Origin of the sequence: Stenotrophomonas sp. 59 (assembly GCF_030291095.1) — a bacterium.
In the GTDB taxonomy this organism is placed as follows: domain Bacteria; phylum Pseudomonadota; class Gammaproteobacteria; order Xanthomonadales; family Xanthomonadaceae; genus Stenotrophomonas; species Stenotrophomonas maltophilia_Q.
This window is the reverse complement of record NZ_CP127408.1, coordinates 384,506-401,978: the sequence shown is the minus strand read 5'-3', so window position 1 is coordinate 401,978 and position 17,473 is coordinate 384,506. Positions and strand designations below refer to the sequence as shown.

Sequence of the window (17,473 nt, the reverse complement as noted above, 5' to 3'; positions counted from 1 at the left end):
GCCCGGCTTCGCCACTACGCTGACCGACTGCAGGACAGCTTCCCGATGGCCGTCGCCAAGCGCTTCGTCGAAATCGACGTGCTGACCCAGGCCGCCTCGGTCTCCTTCTACGCCCTGCTGTCGATGGCACCGCTGCTGGTGCTGCTGCTGTGGCTGACTGCCTCGCTGTACCCGCCAGCACAACAGACGTTGATCAGCCAGATCGGTTCGGTGGCCGGCAGCAGCGTGGCCAGCGTCGCCGACACCGTGCTGCACAACGCCAACAGCCAGCCCAGCGTAGGTTCGCTGGCCGGGCTGTGGAGCACGCTGCTGCTGTTCGTGGGTGCCACCGCCGTGTTCGCCCAGCTGCAGAACGCGCTGAACCGCATCTTCCACACCAGCGGCCAGCGCCTGGAAGGCGTCAAGGCGTGGCTGCGCAAGCGCGTGTTCTCCTTCGGCGTGGTGCTGGCACTGGGCTTTCTGCTGATCCTCTCGATGACCGCCACCACCGCCCTGCAGGTGGTGTTCGCGCAACTGCCCTCGGTGCTGCCGGCGATCGGCTACCTGACCTCGCTGCTGCTCTACACGCTGGCCTTCGCCTTCCTCTACCACTACCTGCCCGACCGCCGCGTGGCCTGGCGCCAGGCCTTCATCGGCGGTGCCATCACCTCGGTGCTGTTCACCCTGGGCCGCTACGGCATCGGCGTCTACATCGCCACCGTGGCCCCGGGCAGCGCCTACGGCTCGATGGGCGCGCTGGTGATCGCACTGGTATGGATCTACTACGCCACCGCCGTGTTCTTCGTCGGTGCGCTGATGACCGCAGTGATCGACGAGCGCCTGCATGCGCGGGCGCAGCTGGCCAAGGCCGGGGTCGATGCGGAACAGGCCGGCCCGGACGTCGCCAGCGAGTAAACTAGGGGGAATCCGCCGCCCCCTGCTGCGCGCCCTGGCGGCCGCGCCCTGCCCTGTTGCCCATGGCCCGTATCCCCGACGCTTTCATCGACGACCTGCTCGCCCGCACCGACATTGTCGAGGTGGTGGGCAGCCGCGTGCCGTTGAAGCGCCAGGGCAAGGAATACGCAGCGCGCTGCCCGTTCCATGACGAACGCTCGGCCTCGTTCACGGTCTCGCCCACCAAGCAGTTCTATCACTGCTTCGGCTGTGGCGCGCACGGCACCGCGATCAGCTTCCTGATGAACTACGACCGCCTCGAGTTCCTCGACGCGGTGGATGAACTGGCCAAGCGCGCCGGCATGGAAGTTCCGCGCAGCGAGAACCCGCGCAGCCCCCAGCAGCAGGACGACAGCCGCGAGCTGTACTCCGCTCTGGACGCCGCTACCAAGTTCTTCCAGAAGAACCTGGAAGGCAGCGAGAAGGCGCGCAGCTACCTCGACGGCCGCGGCGTGGACGAAGAGAACCGCGCACGCTTCCAGATCGGCTATGCGCCCGATGGGTACAGCGGGCTGCGCGATGCGCTGGGCAAGGACGAGCGGCGCATGAAACTGCTCGACCGCGCCGGCCTGTTCTCCAAGAACGACCGCGGCCACGTCTACGACAAGTTCCGCGACCGGGTGATGTTCCCGATCTTCGACCGCCGTGGCCGGGTGATCGCCTTCGGCGGCCGCGTGTTCGAGAAGGACGACGGTCCCAAGTACCTCAACTCGCCCGAGACCGCGCTGTTCCACAAGGGCCGCGAACTGTACGGCCTGTGGCAGGTGCGCCAGGCCAACCAGAAGATCGAGCGGCTGATCGTGGTCGAGGGTTACATGGACGTGGTCTCGCTGTTCCAGTTCGGCGTCACCCAGGCGGTGGCGACGCTGGGCACGGCGACCACGCCGGACCATGCCGAGCTGTTGTTCCGCAACGCGCCGGACGTGTTCTTCTGCTTCGACGGCGACGCCGCCGGCCGGCGCGCCGGCTGGAAGGCGCTGGAGTCGGTGCTGCCGCGCATGAAGGATGGCCGCCAGGCCTTCTTCCTGTTCCTGCCCGATGGCGAGGACCCGGACACCATCGTGCGCAAGGAAGGCGCCGAGGCCTTCAACGAACGCCTGAAGCAGGCCACGCCGCTGTCGCAGTTCTTCTTCGACGAACTGACCCGCGAGATCAACCTGGGCACGCTGGACGGCAAGGCCCGCCTGGCCGAGCGGGCAAAGCCGATGCTGGCGCAGATTCCCGACGGCGCCTTCGGCGACCTGATGAAGCAGCAGCTGGGCCAGCTGACCGGTCTGGGTGGTGGCAATGCCGCCGCCACGCGCGCGCCGATGCCACAGCGCCAGCCCTCGCGCACGATCCAGCCGGTGGCCAAGCGAAGCCTGGTGCGCGGCGCGATCGCCGTGCTGCTGCAACAGCCCTCGCTTGCCCTGACCCTGGGCGGCAAGCATCACTTCCAGGGCCTGCGCCTGCCCGGCGTGGAGCTGCTGCTGGAGCTGCTGGGGCTGGTTGAACAGCGCCCGGACATCAGCACCGGCGCCCTGCTGGAACATTTCGACGGCCGCGAAGAACAGGCCTCGCTGCATACACTGGCCGCGCAGACGCTGCCCGGCACCGAGGCCAGCTGGACCCAGGAACTGCATGACGCGGTGGCACAGCTGGAGAAACAGCTGCTGGTGCAACGTCTGGAGGAGTTGTTGGCAAAGCAGCGCCAGCAGGGTCTGGACGATACTGACAAATACGAACTGCGCGAGCTGCTGAAGGCCCGCGCCGGGCTGCGCCTGTAGAGGGGCAGAACGCTTTCACGGAGAGGACCATGCTGCTGCGCCTGACCTGCCTGCTGTTGTTGTCGCTCTGCCTGCCGCTGGCTGTCCTGGCTGCGGATACCCCGCTCAATGAAGTCCGCCCCGGCCTGTATGCCGGTGGCCAGCCCAGTGCCGCACAACTGCGCGAACTGGCTGCGCAGGGGGTGCGCACCGTGATCGACCTGCGCCAGCCTGGCGAGGACCGGGGTTTCGATGAAACCCGCGTGGCCGAATCGCTGGGCCTGCGCTATGTGCGCATTCCGGTGGCCGGTGCCGAGGGGCTGGATGCAGCCAATGTGCGCGCCGTGCATCAGGCCCTGCGGCAAAGCCAGGGACCGGTGCTGCTGCACTGCGCCTCCGGCAACCGTGCCGGTGCCGTGCTCGGCCTGGTCAATGCACGTTACGAACACGCCAGCCCGGAACAGGCCCTGCAGCTCGGCCAGCGTGCCGGCCTGAAGTCGCTGGAAGCCGCCACCCGCCAACGCCTGGCCACGCCATCCACTTCGCCCTGACTCCACCGCACCAAGGACTCTGCCCACCATGACCCGCTGGTGGTCGCGCCTGCGACCGGACAACTTCACCCTCGCCCTGCTGTGCACCGTCGGCCTGGCCTCCCTGCTGCCGATGAAGGGCGCCGCCGCCATCGTCCTCGACGATGTCACCACGGTCGCCATCGCGGCGTTGTTCTTCCTGCATGGCGCACGCCTGCCACGTGAGTCGATCATCGGCGGCATGCTGCACTGGCGGCTGCACCTGACCATCCTGGCCTGCACCTTCATCCTGTTCCCGCTGCTGGGGCTGATGTTCAAGCCGTTGTCGGGCTGGCTGCTGACCCCAGAGCTGTACCTGGGCGTGCTGTTCCTGTGCACCCTGCCGTCCACCGTGCAGTCGTCCATCGCGTTCACCTCGATGGCCCGCGGCAATGTGCCGGCCGCCGTATGCAGCGCCTCGCTGTCGAGCATCCTGGGGGTATTCCTGACCCCGCTGCTGCTGACCGCGCTGGCCGGCACCTCCGGCGGCGTGCACGACCCGCTGCATGCGATTGGCGGCATCATGCTGCAGCTGCTGGTGCCGTTCGTGGCTGGCCACCTGCTGCGGCCGTGGATTGCCGGCTGGGTGGAGCGGCAGCGCGCACTGCTGCGCTACACCGACCAGGCCACCATCCTGCTGGTGGTGTACTCGGCGTTCGGCGAGGCGGTGACCGAAGGGCTGTGGAGCAAGACGCCGCTGCTGTCGTTGCTGGCCGTGGCAGTGGTGGCCGCGGTGCTGCTGGGCATCGCCATGCCGCTGATCACCTTCATCGCCCGCCGCCTGCGCTTCAACCGCGAGGACGAGATCGCCATCGTGTTCTGCGGCTCGAAGAAGAGCCTGGCCACGGGCGTACCGATCGCCAAGGTGCTGTTTGCTGGTGGCAGCCTGGGCGCGATCGTGCTGCCGGTGATGATCTACCACCAGATCCAGCTGATCGTCTGCGGTGTGATCGCGCAGCGGTATGCGCGGCGCAAGCCCTGACCCGACCGGGAACGCATCCACGCATGGCGTGGATCTACTGGACGTGCGGGCTGCTGCGGGAAAACATCCACGCATGGCGTGGATCTACTGTAGAGCCGAGCCCATGCTCGGCTGGCGGTTGAACGGCGCAGGTAGATCCACGCCATGCGTGGATGATCACCAGACCGAATCGCTGTCCAGCAACCGCGCCACGCTGAATCGCGGCAGCCATACCCTTAAGTCATAGCTGCGGTCAGCACCGGTATCCACCCTGGGCGATGTTCCGGCGTGCCCCGGCAGCTGGCGCGTTTCGCAACGTCCAGGGGCGACACAGCCCCAGCCTTCCCCGCCACGCGCCTCGATACGCACGTTGTAAAGCTCCACATCCTTCAGCAGTGCTGTCATCGGCGGGTACGCAATCATCTTCGGCTGCGTACGCATGCCATGTACGTTGCCGGTCAGCACCAGCAGCCGTGCATTGTTCGGCAATGCCTTTGCGCGCACGCGGACCTCTTCGGCCATCGCCCGGTCGCGTGCCCCACTACCCGCCGTTTCGGCAGGCAGCACGCGATCAAAACCGAATACCTGCACGTCGCGCCCCCGGGTACGCAGCGCGCGCCTTGACCGTGCCGGAAGACGCCAGGTAGGTCGCCAGCGCGGCGTTCTCGTCAGTCGGCAGCTCCAATGCCAACCGCACCGGTGTGCCATCGGCTGCGTAGGCCTCCATCAGTTCCCGAACCAGTAGCGGTGTCTCGCGGGTACCGTGGAATTCGCCCAGTACCAGCAGGCGGTGATCACCGGCGTGCTGGCGGATCTGCGCGGCATTGTCGTCGGCATGCGCACTGAAGGCCATCCCCAGCGCCAGCATCAGCGCGGCTGTCCAGCGGAAGATCGAATGCATCCCTGCTCCTTCCTTTCCTTGGGGTCAGGAACAGCAATGGCGACGCCGCTGGAAGAGATCAAGTGTAGAGCCGAGCCCACGCTCGGCTGCTCTTCCAACCACCCCTCAGCCGAGCATGGGCTCGGCTCTACAGGTGGCGCTTTACAACCAGGGCAGGATCCAGTGGTCGACCAGCAGGAAGGCGAACAGCGCCATCAGGTACACGATGGAGTAATAGAACATCTTCATCGAGAACAGTTCGTCCGGCGGGTTCAGCATGCGCCAGGCGTACCAGAGGAACACGGCATTGAGCACGATCGCGCCGCCCAGGTAGAACGCGCCGCTCATGCCCACCAGGTACGGCAGCAGGCAGACCAGCGCCAGCACCACCGAATACACCATGATCTGCTTGCGGGTGTGCACCACGCCATGGGTCACCGGCAGCATCGGGATTTCCGCCTTGGCGTAGTCCTCGCGGCGGAAGATCGCCAGCGCCCAGAAGTGCGGCGGCGTCCAGATGAAGATGATCAGCACCAGCAGCGACGAGTACGCCCAGTCCGACGAGCCCTGCATGCCGGTCACCGCGGCCCAGCCCAGCATCGGCGGCATTGCGCCGGCCAGGCCACCGATGACGATGTTCTGCGAGGTCGCGCGCTTCAGGTACACGGTGTAGATCACCGCATAGCCGATCAGCGAGGCGAAGGTCAGCACTGCGGTGATCAGGTTCACCCACAGCACCAGGATGGTCATCGACAACACGATCAGCACGCCGGCGAACACCAGCACCTGCCACGGCTTGACCTTGCCCACCACCAGCGGACGCCACGAGGTGCGCGCCATCTGCGCATCGATGTGCGCATCCAGCAATTGGTTGATGGCGGCGGCGGCCGAGGCCGCCAGCCAGATGCCGAGGAAACCGAGCACGCCGGCGCGCACCTGCTCCCAGCTGGGCACGCCCGGAATGGCCAGGACCATGCCGACCAGGGCAGTGAAGACGATCAGGGCGACGACCTTGGGCTTGGTCAGGTCCCAGTACTGGCGGTAATTGGAAAACATGGAATCAGTCCGGGGCACGCAGGCGGGCCAGCAGGCTGACCAGCACGAACAACAGGGCAACGGCCACGCCGTTGTGGGCCACCGCCACTTCCAGCGGCAGCGCAAGCTTCACATTGAGGATGCCGAGGGTGACCTGCAGCACCAGCAGCACGATGAGCGCGCTGGCCCAGCCACGCATGCTCGGCAGTCGGAACAGGCGAACGCCCAGCCACAGCAGGTAGACGGCCACCACCACCGCGAACAGGCGGTGCGCCATCTGGATGGCGATACGCGAGGCACCATCCAGCACGCCCCCTTCGTAGTCCACGCCAATGCCACGCCACAGGGTGAAGCCTTCGACGAAGTTGTGCTGCGGCCACCACTGGTTGGCGCAGCGCGGGAAATTGTCCAGCGATGCACTGCCGCCGCCGCAGGCCAGCGCCGCGTAGTTGGCACTGACCCAACCGCCCAGTGCGATCTGGGTGACCAGCACCGCAACGCCGATGCGCAGCAGCCACTTCAGCTTCGGCGCCTCGGCCAGGGTGATCGGCATGTGCGTGGCGCGCCAGGCCATCCACACCAGCAGCGCGAACATCAGCATGCCGCCCAGCAGGTGGCCCATCACCACGATGGGCTTGAGCAGCAGGGTCACCGTCCACATGCCCAGCAGGGCCTGGAAGATCACCACCGCCAGGGTCAGCAGGGCAGCGCGGGCCAGGTCGATGTTGCTCCAGCGCAGCGCGGCGATCAGCAGGATCGCCTCGCCTATCAGCGCCAAGGCGCTGGCGGTGCCATGCCAGCCCATCATGTACAGCGGTATGCCGGCGGCCACCAGCACGCAGGCAGTCACCACCGCCGTGCTTCCGAATCGCCGCTTGCGCGTGGCCAGCAGCGCCAGGGTCAGGATCTCGATGCCCAGCGCGCCGGCCAGGAAGCGGTGCACCTGCTCACGCCAGGCCTTGTGGGTTTCCAGCGGGCGGATCTCCGCCGCCGGGTGGCCAATGGTCTCTTCCACGTGCTGCGGCCAGGTGGCCTGGCCATAGCAGGTCGGCCAGTCCGGGCAGCTCAGGCCGGCATCGGACAGGCGCACGAAGGCGCCGAACATGATCGTGCTCGCGGTCATGATCATGGCGAACCACGCCAGGCGGTGGAAATTGCGGTGCAGCGCCGGACGCGCGGAAAGGCTCATCAAACGGGACTCACTTCAGTTTCAGCAACGTGGCCATGTCCTTGCGCAGGCCACCCAGGTCACTGCCGGGGGCATGGCGCATGATCACGAAGCCGTTCGGATCGATCACGTAGACCGGCAGTCCCGCCGGATCATCAACGCCCGGCAATGCCGCGCGCAGGGCTGGCGACGGAGCCAGCGGCCGCAGCGCGGGCAGCGAGGCGATCGACGCCGGTGGCGTACCCAGCCACAGAATATCGACATTATCGGCGTTATGGCCGAACAGCTGCCACACCTTGCCCAGTCCCTGCGACAAAGTGACGCACTGCGCGTCGCAGGCTCCAGCCGGTGCCACCAGCAGGCGCCAGGTCCGGGCCTCGGGGTTCCACGGGTAGGCCTGGCCAGTGGCCAGGGTCGGGCGCTGCTGGCGCAGGTCCACCGGCGGCTTCAGCAGCTGGCCGGCATTGCGGTGCCCAGTGGGCTGCCAGCCAGAGAAGCGCAGCACGGCAGCCAGCGCCATCGCCCCGAAGAACACGGCAAACAGCAGCACCAGGGTCCGGCGGCCGGAGCCGCGCGCCTGCGGGGACGTAGCAGTGTTCATGCGGGGCATTTTCTCATGGTTGGGTGGAAGGAAGCGGTCGACGCTCTGGTAGCCCCCGACCTTGGTCGGGGGAGATGGTGCCGACCAAGGTCGGCACCCTCCGGAGCCGGTCAACGCTGCCGCCGGCGCCATTCCAGCACCAGCGCCACCACCAGCACGGTCAGGGCCAGCCCAAACCACTGCACGGCGTAGCCCAGGTGGCGCTGCGGTGGCAGCGTGTTCGGCAGCAGGTCCAGGTCGCGCTCGTCACCGAATGGCAGCGCCGGGTCCAGGCGCAGCACACGATCGGGAAGTGACTGCACCCCCAGCGCGCGGGCCAGGCCTTCGGCCGGCAACCGGCTGGCCAGCCAGCGGCCCACTTCCCCCGTGGCGGAGAACGCGGGACCGAGTGCCAATCCGGCCGATGGCGGCGGTGCCAGCAGGCCACGCACGGCCACCGGCGAAGGCGGTGCGGGCAGCTCCGGCAGGGCGCGATCCGGCGGCAACGCACGCCATCCCAGATCGACCAGCAGCACGCTGCCCTCGTCACTACGGAATGGGCGGTAGATCTTCACGCCCGCGCGGCCGTGCCGGGTCTGGTTGTCCAGCAGCACCACGCCGGGAAGGAAGCGACCGTGATCGGCCACGCCATGCAACGCGCCGGGTGCGGCGAGCGCCTGTGCCAACGACAGTACCTGCGCTGCGGCTGGACCTTGTGCATCCAACATTGCCTGTTTGGCATGCATGCGCTGCAGCTGCCACAGTCCCAATGCGGTGAAACCGGCCATTGCCAGCACCGCCAGCAGCCATCCGAGCACGCGCGTGTGCTGGCGCATCATGACAAGTCCGCGCAAACGCGGTCAGATAGGCACATCCACCCTGCCCTCGAGCCGCGCATGAGTGATTCGCTGAAGACCCTGCTGGTAATCGCGTTTCTGATCGTCATCGTCTGGAACCTGGGCGCCGGCCTGTATTACCTGGTGGTCGACCGCGGCCAGACCAAGCGCACGGTCAATGCACTGACGCGCCGCATCGCGGTGTCGGTGGCCTTGATCGTACTGGTGATCGTGAGCATCTACATGGGCTGGATCAAACCGCACGGCATCGGCGGCTGAGGCCACCGACGCGTGCGCGATCAAAGCACGTAGACGAACAGGAACAGCATCAGCCACACCACGTCGACGAAGTGCCAGTACCACGCGGCGGCTTCGAAGCCGAAATGGTTGTCGCGGGTGAAGTGTCCCTTGGCCGAACGCAACCACATCACGATCAGCATGATCGTGCCCAGCAGCACGTGCGCGCCGTGGAAGCCGGTCAGCATGAAGAACGTCGAACCGTAGATGCCCGAACCGAGCGTCAGGTTCAGTTCCTTGTAGGCGTGGATGTACTCCTCCGCCTGCAGGGTGAGGAAGCCGAGGCCGAGCACCACGGTCAGGCCCAGCCAGATCAGCAGCTGGCGGCGGTTGCCCGCCTTCAGCGCGTGATGGGCGATGGTCAGGGTCACGCCGGAGGTCAGCAGGATCAGCGTGTTGATCAGCGGCAGGCCCCAGGCCGGGATGGTCTGGAAGGCGCCACCGATCGCCGCCGGGCCGTTGGTCGGCCAACCGGCGGAATAGCCCTGCCAGAGCAGCTCGTTGGTCATCACCCCGCGGCCTTCGCCGCTGAGCCACGACAGGCCCAGGTTGCGGGTGTAGAACAGCGCGCCGAAGAAGGCGCCGAAGAACATCACCTCGGAGAAGATGAACCAGATCATCCCCATCCGGAACGAGCCATCGACCTGGTGGTTGTAGTTGCCGGCCTGCGATTCGCGCACCACGTCGCTGAACCACCAGAACAGGGTCAGCACCAGCATCGCGATGCCGATGTAGAACGTCCAGCGTCCCCAGCTGGCATCGTTGAGCCAGCTGGCCACGCCCACCATGGTCACCATCATCGCGATGGAACCCACGAACGGCCATTTGCTCTGGGCCGGGACGAAGTACACGTTGGCGTCGGTCGGTGTCTGGGCCATGTCGGTATCCGGGTCAGGGTGCGGCGTGCGCGCCTTCCGAGGTGGCGGCCGGAGCCAGCCGATCGGACAACGCGTCGTTGCGGTAGAAGGTGTAGGACAAGGTGATCGTCCTGATCTCCGGCGGCAGGTCCGGATCGACGATGAAGCGCACCGGCATGTCGCGCTTCTCGCCGGCCTGCAGCGTCTGCGCGGTGAAACAGAAGCATTCGGTCTTGCTGAAGAAACCCGACGCGCGCGCCGGTGCCACCGAGGGCACCGCACTGCCGACCACCGCCTGCTGGCTGTCATTGCGGGCGAAGTACAACGCTTCGTTGAGCTCGCCCGGCACCACGTCCATGGTCAGCTGTTCGGGATGGAACGACCACGGCAGGCGCGAATTGACGCCGCCATCGAACTCCACGCGCACAGTGCGCTTGCCGGCCGCCGCAGCCGCACTGGCTTCGCCACCGGGGCCGCGCTCCAGGCGCACGCCGAATACCTTCTCGCAGGCAATGCGATACAGCGGCACCAGCGAGAACGTGAGCAGGAACACCGCCACCGCCACGCCGATCAGGCGCGGCAGCCCGGCACTGCGTGAGGTCGTGGTGGCCGGTGCCTCGCTCATCGGCCGATCACCCCACTGAGGATGAAGCCGACGTAGACCAGCACCGCGATGGCGCCGACCCACAGGGCGGTGCGCCTGGCGCGCTGGCGTTGCTGTTCGATGCCTTGGCGTTGGGCTTCGGTCTGGCTTTGGCTTTGGCTTTGGCTTTGGTTTTGGTTTTGGTAGAGCCGACTGTTAGTCGGCTGCACCTGGCGAGTCGACTGACAGTCGACTCTACCTGCCGGCTGCACTTCACGAGTCGACTGACAGTCGACTCTACCGATCGGGAGCGGGCTCTCGTTATGCATGCCCCACCTCAGTGCGTGATGTCGTCATGCGCCAGGTCGCCCGGGCGGATGGTCGGCGGCGTGGTGAAGGTATGCGCCGGTGCCGGCGACGGCAGCGTCCATTCCAGGCCACGCGCGCCTTCCCAGCTGCGCGCTTCGGCCTTCTCGCCGTTGCGCAGCGAGGACAGCAGGATCGCGGCCATCATGAATGGCGTGACGAACATGCCGAACGCACCGATCGAGCTGATCAGGTTCCAGTCGGCAAACGCCACGCTGTAATCAGGAATGCGGCGCGGCATGCCAGCCAGGCCGAGGAAGTGCTGCGGGAAGAACAGCAGGTTGACGAACACGATCGACCACCAGAAATGCACCTTGGCCCACTTCTCGCTGTACATGCGCCCGGTCCACTTCGGCCACCAGTAGTACACCGCCGCAATCAGCGCGAACACCGCGCCGGTCACCAGCACGTAGTGGAAGTGGGCGACCACGAAGTAGGTGTCGTGGTACTGGAAGTCCGCCGCCACGATCGCCAGCATCAGGCCGGAGAAGCCGCCGATGGTGAACAGGATGACGAAGGCCACCGACCACAGCATCGGCGCCTCGAACGTGAGCGAACCGCGCCACATCGTGCTGACCCAATTGAACACCTTCACGCCGGTCGGGATCGAGATCAGCATGGTGGCGAACATGAAGTAGATCTCGCCACCCAGCGGCATGCCCACGGTGAACATGTGGTGGGCCCAGACGATGAACGACAGGAACGCGATCGCAGCGGTGGCGTACACCATCGCCTGGTAGCCGAACAGCGGCTTGCGGCTGAAGGTCGGGATGATCTCGCTGACCACGCCGAACGCGGGCAGGATCATGATGTAGACCTCGGGATGCCCGAAGAACCAGAAGATGTGCTGGTACATCACCGGGTCACCGCCACCGGCGGCGTTGAAGAAGCTGGTGCCGAAGAACTTGTCGGTCAGCAGCATGGTCACCGCGCCGGCCAGCACCGGCATCACCGCGATCAGCAGGAACGCGGTGATCAGCCAGGCCCAGCAGAAGATCGGCATCTTCAGCAGGTCGATGCCCGGCGCGCGCATGTTCAGCACGGTGGCGATGATGTTGATCGCGCCCATGATCGAACTGATGCCGGCCACATGGATGGCGAACACGCTGAAGGCGACGTTGTAGCCGCCCTGCAGCGACAGCGGCGGGTACAGGGTCCAGCCACCGGCCGGTGCACCACCGGGCAGGAACAGGGTCAGCAGCAGCAGGCTGAAGGCCACCGGCAGCAGCCAGAACGACCAGTTGTTCATGCGCGGCAGTGCCATGTCCGGCGCCCCGATCTGCAGCGGGATCATCCAGTTGGCCAGGCCGACGAAGGCCGGCATCACGCCGCCGAAGATCATCACCAGCGCATGCACGGTGGTCATCTGGTTGAAGAACTCGGGCTTGACGAACTGCAGGCCGGGCTGCGCCAGCTCGGCGCGGATCACCACGCTCATCGCCGCACCGATGATGAACATGATGAAGCTGAAACCCAGGTACAGCGTGCCGATGTCCTTGTGGTTGGTCGAGAAGAACCAACGCTCGAAGAAGCTCTGGTGGTGATGGTGATCGTCGTGCCCAACTGCCGAGTGCGCCATTGCAAAACACCTCTCAGAATCGGTTGTCACCACGGCCGCGAGCGGCCGCGGGCTTTACATCACGCGCCGCTGGCTGCGGTGGCAGGTGCGCTGCCGGCTTCGGCGGCCGCCGGTGCTGCCGGTGCTTCGCTCGCAGGTGCAGCCGGTTCTGCAGGTGCCGCAGGGGAAGCGGGCTCGGCCGGCGGTGCAGGCTTGCGCTGCGCCAGCCACTGCTTGAAGTCTTCCTTGGACACCGCCTCGACCACGATCGGCATGAAGCCGTGGTCCTTGCCGCACAGCTCGGCGCACTGCCCGCGGTACACACCGGGCTGCTCGATGCTGGTCCAGGCTTCATTGATGAAACCGGGGATGGCGTCCTGCTTCCAGCCCAGCGCCGGCACCCACCAGGCGTGGATCACGTCGTCGGAAGTGATGACGAAACGCACCTTCGTATCGACCGGCAGCACCAGCCGGTTGTCGACGTCCAGCAGGTAGTGCGGATGGCTCTCGCGGGTCGGCACGATGCCGCTCTGCCGCACCCGATCCGACTCGCGGTCCAGGCGGCTGGTGAAGGTGACGTTCTCGCCGAGGTATTCGTACTTCCACATCCACTGGTAGCCGGTGACCTTCACCGTCATCTCGGCATCGCGGGTGTCGTACATCTTGATCAGGTTGGCCGTGGCCGGCCATGCCATCACGATCAGGATGATCACCGGGATCACCGTCCAGATGATCTCGGCCTTGGTGTTGTGGCTGAAGGTGGCGGCGACCGCGCCCTTGGATTTGCGGAACTTGAAAATGGCGTAGGCCATCGCCCCGAACACGATGACGCCGATCACCGTGCAGATGATCAACGAGAGGTTGTTCGATTCCCAGGCCAGGCGCGAGGTCTGGGTCACCCCCTTGCCCATGTTCAGCTGCCACGGCTTGGGATCGGCCGCCTGGGCCCAGGCCAACGCCGGCATCAGTCCCCCGGTCGCCAGCACTGCGGCAACCGCGTTCACGCACTTCGTGCCCCACCTGCTGCTTTGCTTCATTGCCTAGACCCTTAGCGTCGTCGGTTGCCGCCATCGCTGGCGGCGAGCAAGCTTTCAAGTGTCTCTGCGAGCGTCTGACGTTCGGCCGGCGCGAGGAAACTCCCCACCTCCACCTGCCGGCCGCTGGATGCCAGCCGGACCCTCTCATCGTCGGTGAGCAGGCGCACCCAGTGGGGGTGGGCCCGGAACACCGGCGATCCACCGGGTACGGGAATGACCTCCACGTACGCCGGCACTACCCGGATCTCCTCCTGCCGTTCTCCGCTGCGCCACAAGGCACGCAGCGCCGCCGCCAGCACCAGGCTGTACAGCAGCGCGAACAGGGGGGCGAATGCATTGCCGGCCAACCACCCGAGGGCGGACACCAGCCACATCGCACCCGACAACACGGTGAACAACAGGACGAACTGCCGGGCATCGAGCGCCCGTGGGGGACGCAGCCGCAGCTGCGTACCTGACCCATCCGGAGCTGGAAGCACCTCGATCATGTCGCAACCGCGTTCCTGCCGCGGGAAACGTCTCGATGGTAGCCCCGCCCTCTCGCCGGTAGCAAGGGTGCATTCACACTTTTTCCGATGCTGCAACACAGCATGAGGTCGGCGGCGCGAATGACGAATTCGGCACAAATATCGGCAGGATTTATGAACACGCCGAATCCACCACCGTTAGGGGCTATCAGCCCTTCATGAAGGTGTCTGTGCGGCACTTCCGAAGGCCGCAAAAATGTTTAAAATCGCCAAGTTTTCCACTGGCCGGACCGGCATGAACGCACCTTCTTCCTCCCCTGCCGCGCACGACGCCCCGCGTCCCGGCGCGCTGCTGTCGCCGGAACTGCCGGCGCCCCCCAACCCGTTCCGCCAGGCCATCACCGATGCCTGGTTGAAGGACGAGGCCAGCCACGTCCGCGAGCTGCTGGCGCAGGCCCGCCTGCCCGCCGACGAGCAGGCCAAGGTGCAGGCACTGGCCGCCGACCTGGTCGGCCGCGTGCGCGTGCGTGCCAAGGACCAGGGCGCGATCGAAGCCTTCATGCGCCAGTACGACCTGGGCAGCGAGGAAGGCGTGCTGCTGATGTGCGTGGCCGAGGCGCTGCTGCGCATTCCGGACCAGGACACCGCCGACAAGCTGATCCGCGACAAGCTGGCCGATGCCGACTGGGAAAAGCACCTGGGCGGCAGCGACTCGGTGCTGGTCAACGCCTCCACCTGGGGCCTGATGCTGACCGGCAAGCTGGTGCAGATGAACGACGCCACCCGCGCCGATGCGCCCAGCGCGTTCAAGCGCCTGGTCGGCCGCGTCGGTGAGCCGGTGGTGCGCCTGGCCGTGCGCCAGGCCATGAAGATCATGGGCCACCAGTTCGTCATGGGCCGCACCATCAGCGAAGCGCTGTCGCGCTCGCACAAGGGCGACAACGCCAGCTATCGCTACTCGTTCGACATGCTGGGCGAAGGCGCGCTGACCATGAAGGACGCGCTGCGCTACCTGGAAGACTACCGTCGTGCGATCCACGCCATCGGCGGCGATCACAAGGCACGTGGCGGCCGTCCGGACGGCGACGTCAACAACGCACCGGGCATCTCGATCAAGCTGTCGGCGCTGTACCCGCGCTACGAGCACGCCAAGCGCGAGCGCGTGCTGAAGGACCTGGTGCCGGGCGTGCTGGAACTGGCACAGCTGGCCAAGAGCTACGGCATCGGCTGCACCGTCGACGCCGAAGAATCCGACCGCCTGGAACTGTCGCTGGACATCATCGAGCAGGTGTTCTCCGACGCCTCGCTGGCCGGCTGGGATGGCTTCGGCGTGGTCGTGCAGGCCTACCAGAAGCGCACCCCGTACACGATCGACCACCTGGCCGACATGGCGCGCCGCGCCGGTCGCCGCCTGCAGGTGCGCCTGGTCAAGGGCGCCTACTGGGATGCCGAGATCAAGCGCGCGCAGATCGAAGGCTATCCGGGCTACCCGGTGTTCACCCGCAAGCAGAACACCGACGTCTCCTACCTGGCCTGCGCCAAGCGCCTGTTCACGCATGCCGATGCGATCTACCCGATGTTCGCCACGCACAACGCGCATACCATTGCCGCGGTGCGCAGCATCGCCAACGGTGGCGTGTACGAGCACCAGAAGCTGCACGGCATGGGTGACGACCTGTACGCCGAAGTGGTGCCGGCCGACCGCCTTGGCCTGCCCTGCCGCGTGTATGCGCCGGTCGGTTCGCATGAAGACCTGCTGCCGTACCTGGTGCGCCGCCTGCTGGAAAACGGCGCCAATTCCAGCTTCGTCAACCGCATCACCGACGAGCGCGTGCCGATCGCCGACCTGATCCGCGATCCGGTCGAGATGGTCGCCTCGTTCGCATCGATTCCGCATCCCAAGATCCCGCTGCCGGTTGACCTGCTGCGCAGCCAGAACCACGACAGGAAGAACTCCATGGGCGCCAACCTCGCCAACGACAACGAACTGCGCGCCCTGGCCGAGCAGATCAACGCCGCCGTGAAGCCCTGGCAGGCCGCTCCGCTGGTACCGGGTGCGAACCCGGCCGGCGCCGCGCTGCCGGTGACCAACCCGGCCGACACCCGCGAAGTGGTCGGCCAGTGGCTGGCCGCCGACGCCGCCACCGTGCAGAAGGCCCTGGCCAATGCCGTGGCCGCGCAGCCGGCCTGGAACCGCACCCCGGCCGCCAGCCGCGCCGCCATCCTCGAGCACGCCGCCGACCAGCTGGAAGCACGCATGCCGGAATTCATGGCGCTGTGCGTGAAGGAAGCCGGCAAGAGCCTGCCCGACAGCATCGCCGAAGTGCGCGAAGCGGTGGACTTCCTTCGCTACTACGCCAAGCAGGCGCGCGAGCAGTTCAGCCACGCCGAGAAGCTGCCGAGCCCGACCGGTGAATCCAACGAACTGCAGCTGCATGGCCGCGGCGTGTTCGTCTGCATCAGCCCGTGGAACTTCCCGCTGGCGATCTTCCTGGGCCAGGTGGCCGCTGCACTCGCAGCCGGCAACAGCGTCATCGCCAAGCCGGCCGAGCAGACCAACCTGATCGGCTACTACGCCGTGAAGCTGCTGCACGACGCCGGCGTGCCGGCCGAGGTGGTGCAGTACCTGCCCGGCGACGGCGCCACCGTGGGTGCCACGCTGACCGCCGATCCGCGCGTGGCCGGCGTCGCCTTCACCGGCTCCACCGAGACCGCCCGTGCGATCAACCGCGCGATGGCCGCACGTGATGCCGCCATTGGCGTACTGATCGCCGAGACCGGCGGCCAGAACGCCTTCATCGCCGACTCCTCGGCGCTGCCGGAACAGCTGGTCAAGGACGCGATCGGTTCGGCCTTCACCTCCGCCGGCCAGCGCTGCTCGGCCGCGCGCGTGCTGTTCGTGCAGGACGACATCGCCGACAAGGTGATGACCATGCTGGCCGGCGCGATGAAGGAACTGAAGGTCGGCAACCCGGGCCTGCTGTCCACCGACGTCGGCCCGGTGATCGACGCCGATGCGCTGAAGATCCTGCAGGACCACGCCGCGCGCATGGACCGCGAAGCACGCCTGATCGCCGCCGCCGAGCTGTCCACCGAAGCGGCCAACGGCACCTTCTTCGCACCGCGCGCGTATGAACTGAAGGACCTGGGCCAGCTGCACAAGGAAATCTTCGGGCCGGTGCTGCACGTGATCCGCTGGAAGGGCGACCAGCTCGATGCGGTGATCGACCAGATCAACGCCACCGGCTACGGCCTGACCCTGGGCGTGCATTCGCGCATCGACGAGACCGTCGACCGCATCAGCAACGGCGTCCACGTCGGCAACGTCTACGTCAACCGCAACCAGATCGGTGCGGTGGTCGGCGTGCAGCCGTTCGGCGGCCAGGGCCTGTCCGGCACCGGCCCGAAGGCCGGCGGCCCGCACTACCTGCTGCGTTTCGCCACCGAAAAGACGGTGACGGTGAACACCACCGCCGCTGGTGGCAACGCCTCGCTGCTGACCCTGGGCGACTGATCACCCGGTTGCTGCGGTAAACGAAAACCCCCGCGAAAGCGGGGTTTTTTGTGGTTTACCGGTAGCGCCGGGCCGTGCCCGGCGACG

The 17,473-nt window shown here is 66.6% G+C and carries 16 protein-coding genes and 1 pseudogene; 6 read left to right on the top strand and 11 right to left on the bottom strand.

What is annotated here, in order from left to right:
* Window positions 1-45 precede the first annotated feature (45 nt).
* The 4 genes from QP552_RS01765 (at window position 46) to QP552_RS01750 (ending at window position 4,229) form a co-directional block, all read left to right on the top strand.
* Window positions 46-894 carry a YihY/virulence factor BrkB family protein gene (locus tag QP552_RS01765; RefSeq protein WP_345782970.1) on the top strand — a complete coding sequence of 283 codons (849 nt, stop codon included), beginning with the start codon at window positions 46-48 and terminating at the stop codon, window positions 892-894.
* 62 nt (window positions 895-956) lie between these two features.
* On the top strand, window positions 957-2,699 hold the full coding sequence (gene dnaG, locus QP552_RS01760) for a DNA primase (protein ID WP_286074791.1): 1,743 nt from the start codon (window positions 957-959) through the stop codon (window positions 2,697-2,699).
* A gap of 29 nt (window positions 2,700-2,728) precedes the next feature.
* Window positions 2,729-3,229: a protein tyrosine phosphatase family protein gene (locus QP552_RS01755; RefSeq protein ID WP_286074790.1), complete on the top strand. Its 501-nt coding sequence runs from the start codon at window positions 2,729-2,731 to the stop codon at window positions 3,227-3,229.
* Between the two features lie 28 nt (window positions 3,230-3,257).
* Entirely contained in the window at window positions 3,258-4,229 is a 972-nt protein-coding gene (locus QP552_RS01750) for a bile acid:sodium symporter family protein (RefSeq protein ID WP_100439850.1), read from the top strand.
* A gap of 156 nt (window positions 4,230-4,385) precedes the next feature.
* Here QP552_RS01750 and QP552_RS01745 read toward each other — a convergent pair.
* The 5 genes and pseudogenes from QP552_RS01745 to QP552_RS01725 all read right to left on the bottom strand — a co-directional run bounded on the left by QP552_RS01745 (window position 4,386) and on the right by QP552_RS01725 (window position 8,710).
* A pseudogene (locus tag QP552_RS01745) lies at window positions 4,386-5,109 on the bottom strand (calcium-binding protein).
* A 141-nt stretch (window positions 5,110-5,250) separates the two neighbouring features.
* The gene (cyoE, locus tag QP552_RS01740) at window positions 5,251-6,144 is read right to left on the bottom strand and encodes a heme o synthase (protein ID WP_005407798.1); all 894 of its coding nucleotides are present in this window, start codon (window positions 6,142-6,144) and stop codon (window positions 5,251-5,253) included.
* Window positions 6,145-6,148: 4 nt separating this feature from the next.
* Entirely contained in the window at window positions 6,149-7,312 is a 1,164-nt protein-coding gene (locus QP552_RS01735) for a COX15/CtaA family protein (protein WP_049426956.1), read from the bottom strand.
* Between the two features lie 10 nt (window positions 7,313-7,322).
* On the bottom strand, window positions 7,323-7,892 hold the full coding sequence (locus QP552_RS01730) for a hypothetical protein (protein WP_286074789.1): 570 nt from the start codon (window positions 7,890-7,892) through the stop codon (window positions 7,323-7,325).
* Window positions 7,893-8,002: 110 nt separating this feature from the next.
* Window positions 8,003-8,710 (bottom strand): SURF1 family protein, encoded by a 708-nt coding sequence (locus QP552_RS01725; protein ID WP_286074788.1) that lies wholly within the window; start codon window positions 8,708-8,710, stop codon window positions 8,003-8,005.
* A gap of 57 nt (window positions 8,711-8,767) precedes the next feature.
* Between QP552_RS01725 and QP552_RS01720 the strand changes: the two genes are divergently transcribed.
* Window positions 8,768-8,986 (top strand): twin transmembrane helix small protein, encoded by a 219-nt coding sequence (locus tag QP552_RS01720; protein WP_099551637.1) that lies wholly within the window; start codon window positions 8,768-8,770, stop codon window positions 8,984-8,986.
* 20 nt (window positions 8,987-9,006) lie between these two features.
* Here the strand turns inward: QP552_RS01720 and QP552_RS01715 are convergent, their stop codons facing one another.
* The 6 genes from QP552_RS01715 to QP552_RS01690 all read right to left on the bottom strand — a co-directional run bounded on the left by QP552_RS01715 (window position 9,007) and on the right by QP552_RS01690 (window position 13,893).
* Window positions 9,007-9,882, bottom strand: a complete 876-nt coding sequence (locus QP552_RS01715; RefSeq protein ID WP_005407793.1) for a cytochrome c oxidase subunit 3 — start codon at window positions 9,880-9,882, stop codon at window positions 9,007-9,009.
* A 13-nt stretch (window positions 9,883-9,895) separates the two neighbouring features.
* Window positions 9,896-10,486, bottom strand: a complete 591-nt coding sequence (locus tag QP552_RS01710; RefSeq protein WP_286074787.1) for a cytochrome c oxidase assembly protein — start codon at window positions 10,484-10,486, stop codon at window positions 9,896-9,898.
* The gene (locus QP552_RS01705) at window positions 10,483-10,674 is read right to left on the bottom strand and encodes a hypothetical protein (protein WP_286074786.1); all 192 of its coding nucleotides are present in this window, start codon (window positions 10,672-10,674) and stop codon (window positions 10,483-10,485) included. Before QP552_RS01705 ends, QP552_RS01710 begins: the two co-directional genes overlap by 4 nt.
* A gap of 107 nt (window positions 10,675-10,781) precedes the next feature.
* The gene (gene ctaD / locus QP552_RS01700; protein ID WP_005407790.1) at window positions 10,782-12,389 is read right to left on the bottom strand and encodes a cytochrome c oxidase subunit I; all 1,608 of its coding nucleotides are present in this window, start codon (window positions 12,387-12,389) and stop codon (window positions 10,782-10,784) included.
* Window positions 12,390-12,448: 59 nt separating this feature from the next.
* A complete protein-coding gene (gene coxB / locus QP552_RS01695) occupies window positions 12,449-13,405 on the bottom strand; it encodes a cytochrome c oxidase subunit II (protein ID WP_106549708.1) in 957 nt (318 codons plus the stop codon).
* A gap of 11 nt (window positions 13,406-13,416) precedes the next feature.
* Window positions 13,417-13,893, bottom strand: a complete 477-nt coding sequence (locus QP552_RS01690) for a DUF2244 domain-containing protein (RefSeq protein WP_004153894.1) — start codon at window positions 13,891-13,893, stop codon at window positions 13,417-13,419.
* A gap of 274 nt (window positions 13,894-14,167) precedes the next feature.
* On the opposite strand from QP552_RS01690, the gene putA reads away from it, so the two are divergent.
* Window positions 14,168-17,386 (top strand): bifunctional proline dehydrogenase/L-glutamate gamma-semialdehyde dehydrogenase PutA, encoded by a 3,219-nt coding sequence (putA, locus tag QP552_RS01685; RefSeq protein ID WP_111111330.1) that lies wholly within the window; start codon window positions 14,168-14,170, stop codon window positions 17,384-17,386.
* Window positions 17,387-17,473 lie beyond the last annotated feature (87 nt).

Bases quoted from the DNA above. Each gene is read 5' to 3' on its own strand.
- QP552_RS01750 (WP_100439850.1), top strand. From the start codon at position 3,258: ATGACCCGCTGGTGGTCGCGCCTGCGACCGGACAACTTCACCCTCGCC.
- QP552_RS01725 (WP_286074788.1), bottom strand. From the start codon at position 8,710: ATGATGCGCCAGCACACGCGCGTGCTCGGATGGCTGCTGGCGGTGCTG.
- QP552_RS01690 (WP_004153894.1), bottom strand. From the start codon at position 13,893: ATGATCGAGGTGCTTCCAGCTCCGGATGGGTCAGGTACGCAGCTGCGG.
- coxB (WP_106549708.1), bottom strand. From the start codon at position 13,405: ATGAAGCAAAGCAGCAGGTGGGGCACGAAGTGCGTGAACGCGGTTGCC.
- QP552_RS01710 (WP_286074787.1), bottom strand. From the start codon at position 10,486: ATGAGCGAGGCACCGGCCACCACGACCTCACGCAGTGCCGGGCTGCCG.
- QP552_RS01735 (WP_049426956.1), bottom strand. From the start codon at position 7,312: ATGAGCCTTTCCGCGCGTCCGGCGCTGCACCGCAATTTCCACCGCCTG.
- putA (WP_111111330.1), top strand. From the start codon at position 14,168: ATGAACGCACCTTCTTCCTCCCCTGCCGCGCACGACGCCCCGCGTCCC.
- QP552_RS01715 (WP_005407793.1), bottom strand. From the start codon at position 9,882: ATGGCCCAGACACCGACCGACGCCAACGTGTACTTCGTCCCGGCCCAG.
- QP552_RS01730 (WP_286074789.1), bottom strand. From the start codon at position 7,892: ATGAACACTGCTACGTCCCCGCAGGCGCGCGGCTCCGGCCGCCGGACC.
- ctaD (WP_005407790.1), bottom strand. From the start codon at position 12,389: ATGGCGCACTCGGCAGTTGGGCACGACGATCACCATCACCACCAGAGC.
- QP552_RS01755 (WP_286074790.1), top strand. From the start codon at position 2,729: ATGCTGCTGCGCCTGACCTGCCTGCTGTTGTTGTCGCTCTGCCTGCCG.
- QP552_RS01720 (WP_099551637.1), top strand. From the start codon at position 8,768: ATGAGTGATTCGCTGAAGACCCTGCTGGTAATCGCGTTTCTGATCGTC.
- cyoE (WP_005407798.1), bottom strand. From the start codon at position 6,144: ATGTTTTCCAATTACCGCCAGTACTGGGACCTGACCAAGCCCAAGGTC.
- QP552_RS01765 (WP_345782970.1), top strand. From the start codon at position 46: ATGGCCGTCGCCAAGCGCTTCGTCGAAATCGACGTGCTGACCCAGGCC.
- dnaG (WP_286074791.1), top strand. From the start codon at position 957: ATGGCCCGTATCCCCGACGCTTTCATCGACGACCTGCTCGCCCGCACC.